This is a genomic window from Winogradskyella jejuensis, assembly GCF_900129745.1.
Taxonomy (GTDB): Bacteria; Bacteroidota; Bacteroidia; order Flavobacteriales; family Flavobacteriaceae; genus Winogradskyella; species Winogradskyella jejuensis.
This window is the reverse complement of sequence record NZ_FQWS01000009.1, coordinates 1-3,696: the sequence shown is the minus strand read 5'-3', so window position 1 is coordinate 3,696 and position 3,696 is coordinate 1. Positions and strand designations below refer to the sequence as shown.

Sequence of the window (3,696 nt, the reverse complement as noted above, 5' to 3'; positions counted from 1 at the left end):
TTCCCAAAATTAGTTTAAATTTAAACGGCTTGATTTCAACGGTCGAAAATTCCGCTGGAATTTTCAACGCAACGAAATCATAGCCGAGACCGTTGTGCACAAGCTAAAAAATACCGAATGGAAAAATATTATTTAATCGAACAACCACCATTAGCCGAAAAATACACCTTTTTGGTTGACGACATTTCCGATAAAGTAAATTACGGACGAGCAACCGATATTGACAAAATAAACTATAATCGGAAAATTATGGGCGAAAAGTTTGACATTGATGTGAAAGTTGGACTTTTAATGGCAGAAAGTAAAGGAAGTACTTTTGTGTTTGATTTAGGGCAATTCATTTGTGTTTTAGAATTACGAGCTGACCAAAAAGAGGGAAAAATGACTTTTTTTGACTGTGTTATTGATATGCCAAAAAACGATATTAATAAAATGCTTGTAGATGCTTATTCACAAAATATAGCTAACGAATGGTTTAAAGTTCAAGAGAGATTGTTAGCTGATTTATCACCAGAAACTGATATAGTTCGACTACATAAACCTGAATTTTAAAGAATAGTAATTGGAATCAAAGTCCATAGAACAATTAGAAAATGATTATTGGAAAGATGACATTGAGTTTCCATCTAATCTTGTAATCAATTGTCATAAATACAGGAAAATTCCGATTAAGGAATTAACAGAGGAACAGTTAAGACTTCTGATTTCCCAGCAAATCGGAGTGGAATTTATAATCGGAATTGCACTTGAAAAACTGGAAAAAAATATATTGACTGAGGGCGATTTTTACAGAGGTGATTTGCTCGTCTCTGTTTCGGGTTTACCAACTGAATTTTGGATTGAAAAGCAAACTGAATTTCTGACTTTACAAAACTTGGTGGAACAGAATTCTGAACTGATAAAAACTGAACTCGGTGAAAAAAAATTTGACCGAATAAACGAAAAAATAAAAGCCAGTGCACAACAACGGCTATAGTTCATTACGGCTGAAATTCCTACTCGGAATTTCGAGCCTTTTTGCTAAATTTATGGTTACTGCGGAATGATACTCGCGTACCATTCCGTAACGAAACCATAGCCAAAACCGTTAGCGTCAATGCACTACGCAATTTTTTGCCAGCTTCTTTTTCCGCGATTTTTTTTAGAATTTTAAGCCAGATAAAACGAAAAACTCAACTCTTGAAAACCATCTTTGACGTCGGACTCGTTTCTCGTCCGCCAAATTCGATGCCGTTGCGATCTGAGTCGCTCGTCTACTCTACAACGTCGGACTGACAACCTGAATGGCATATGTTAGCGGTTTTTAAAATCACTGGCGCTAACACTACCTATAATTCATTACGGCGGAATTTCCTATCGGAAATTCCCTGCATTTTTGCTATCTTTCGTGCTAAGCCGGAATAACACTGCGTGTCATTCCGTAACAAACCATAGCTTAAACGTTGTAAGTAATTTAAACCCAAACTATGAAACAAAAATTTTTATTGACGTTATTACTGATTTTCAGTATTAAATCTTTTTCTCAAGATTCAAAATTTAGTCTCGAATTGAATTACCCTATTCCGATTGACAATAACTTTGTCGGAGAAAATTATAACGGAATTATTGATATTGGTGCTGATTATAGATTCGCTAATCTGAATCCAGTAAACATTGGAATTTCACTTAACGGTGGAGTTTTAGTAAACAATTCAAATCAAAACAATGGATTTCAAAATTTTAAAGTTACATCGTACGTAATACAACCAAGAATATTCGGAGAATTGGATTTAGAATCAATGGATAAATTTCATCCTACTGTTGGATTAGGTTATACAATTATGTTTTTTAATGCTTCTGGAACAAATAACGGATTTGACGTTTCAGATGCAAGCGACGCTCAAAGCGGATTTAATTTTAATTTTGGACTTGCTTACGATATTACTGAAAAACTTTTTGTGCAAGCTCAATATGACTTTATAAAACTCGGAGTTGATAGTGATGTTCCAGATATAAAATTCAATACGAACGTGAATATTATGAAAATCGGACTTGGATACCGACTATAAAAAAACTACTTACAACAACGGCTATAGTTCATTACGGCTGAAATTCCTAATAGGAATTTCGAGCCTTTTTGCTAAATTTATGGTTACGGCGGAATGATACTCGCGTACCATTCCGTAACGAAACCATAGCCAAAACCGTTGTGCTTAATTTGTCCATATCAAAATACATGAATAGAATAATTGAAAAAGGAACTTATTTCATAATTATTATAACACTTCTCGCTTGCAATACTAATAAAGTAATTATTAATGATACAGAAGTAAATACTTATCCAAATCCTAAATATAAAAAAAGCAGAAAAGCCTACTCTGGTACTTTGAACAAAACCGAATATGATGAATTAATTAAAAAGTTGGAAGTAGAACTAAAAACAACATTTCCAACTAACAAATCTATTCTTATAAATTATAACCAAAAAGCACCGAATTGCATTGGTGTTCGTTTTAGTGAAAAAGAAAAAAAACAAATAGCCAATAATAGAATTAGAATATCATCAAGAATGAGTTCTAATTACAACGCTATTGATTTCTTTGTTTACACTGAAGATTCGTATAACAAAGAAATTTATGAACAAATGAATGAATTTATAACGGATTCAGGCTTTTTCTATGATACAGTTTTTACTGAACATCAAAACTGTTCTGGGTTTTTTATAATCAAAACGAATGGGGAATTTTACAAACATTATGGAGAAGATTATTACTCCGAAGTCAAAGCATTCTTTGAAAAAAAATAAAAAACTAAGCACAACAACGCGTATAGCTCATGCCTTCGCTAAACACGAAAATTCATTACCTTTCATTTTAATAAATTTTCGTGTTACTCACTCATGCTCTTGAAAGGCACGAGCCATACACGAACACGTTGGCTACAATATGAAAAGAGCTCGCAGAAATAATCCAAAACGAAATCGATATTCGATTTTATTCCCGATTTTGACAATTGTCGGAATTGGAATTATTACTGCTTTTGTGTCCAATTATGAACCTAATTGGAGTTATAGTTGGAACGGAATCCGAACAGAAATAAAAGACTCTATACAAGTCGCAGAATCACGGGGAATTACAAGTGGAGTTGGCGGAATGGGAGTTTCAACGAAAATCGAAGTTGACCGAAGACGATGGATTATGAAAAACGCTACGGAATCTGAACTTCTAAAACTGACTGAATACCCTAATGGAACTGTAAAAGCGATTGCATACGAGGGACTTTTGAGAAAAAGAGAATTTGCCGATAGAACTGAATTGACTTTAAGAGCAATCCAAGACACAACATATCTTGTCGATTATCAATCAGGTTGTATAGGTTGGAATAGAGAAATCGGAGAATATTTAGTTCAAGATGTGCTAATGATTGATGACCAAATTCCACCATTTCCAACCGAAATGCAAACTGAATTTGGACTGACTGAAATAGACAAAGAAAAAATATTATCGGAATACAAAAAACGTCCGAAAAGAGAATATTAAAAAATACTGTAACCAACAACGGCTATAGTTCATTACGGCTGAAATTCCTAATCGGAATTTCGAGCCTTTTTGCTAAATTTATGGTTACGGCGGAATGATACTCGCGTACCATTCCGTAACGAAACCATAGCCAAAACCGTTGGCAATAATTATGAAAAAGAACCTACTTATACTATTT

Annotated in this window: 5 protein-coding genes; all 5 read left to right on the top strand. The window is 33.8% G+C overall.

The features are described 5' to 3' along the window. Positions 1 to 117 precede the first annotated feature (117 nt). The 5 genes from BUB95_RS14115 (at position 118) to BUB95_RS14095 (ending at position 3,518) form a co-directional block, all read left to right on the top strand. The gene (locus BUB95_RS14115) at positions 118 to 552 is read left to right on the top strand and encodes a hypothetical protein (protein WP_073087719.1); all 435 of its coding nucleotides are present in this window, start codon (positions 118 to 120) and stop codon (positions 550 to 552) included. A 10-nt stretch (positions 553 to 562) separates the two neighbouring features. Next, positions 563 to 976: a contact-dependent growth inhibition system immunity protein gene (locus BUB95_RS14110; RefSeq protein ID WP_073087717.1), complete on the top strand. Its 414-nt coding sequence runs from the start codon at positions 563 to 565 to the stop codon at positions 974 to 976. Between the two features lie 490 nt (positions 977 to 1,466). Continuing rightward, positions 1,467 to 2,048 (top strand): outer membrane protein, encoded by a 582-nt coding sequence (locus tag BUB95_RS14105; RefSeq protein WP_073087715.1) that lies wholly within the window; start codon positions 1,467 to 1,469, stop codon positions 2,046 to 2,048. Positions 2,049 to 2,215: 167 nt separating this feature from the next. Next, positions 2,216 to 2,785: a hypothetical protein gene (locus BUB95_RS14100; RefSeq protein ID WP_073087713.1), complete on the top strand. Its 570-nt coding sequence runs from the start codon at positions 2,216 to 2,218 to the stop codon at positions 2,783 to 2,785. 139 nt (positions 2,786 to 2,924) lie between these two features. Continuing rightward, complete coding sequence (locus BUB95_RS14095) at positions 2,925 to 3,518, top strand: hypothetical protein (protein ID WP_073087711.1); 594 nt, start codon at positions 2,925 to 2,927, stop codon at positions 3,516 to 3,518. Positions 3,519 to 3,696: the final 178 nt, after the last annotated feature.

Coding starts and splice junctions, on each gene's coding strand:
- BUB95_RS14095 (WP_073087711.1), top strand. CDS start 2,925: ATGAAAAGAGCTCGCAGAAATAATCCAAAACGAAATCGATATTCGATT.
- BUB95_RS14115 (WP_073087719.1), top strand. CDS start 118: ATGGAAAAATATTATTTAATCGAACAACCACCATTAGCCGAAAAATAC.
- BUB95_RS14105 (WP_073087715.1), top strand. CDS start 1,467: ATGAAACAAAAATTTTTATTGACGTTATTACTGATTTTCAGTATTAAA.
- BUB95_RS14100 (WP_073087713.1), top strand. CDS start 2,216: ATGAATAGAATAATTGAAAAAGGAACTTATTTCATAATTATTATAACA.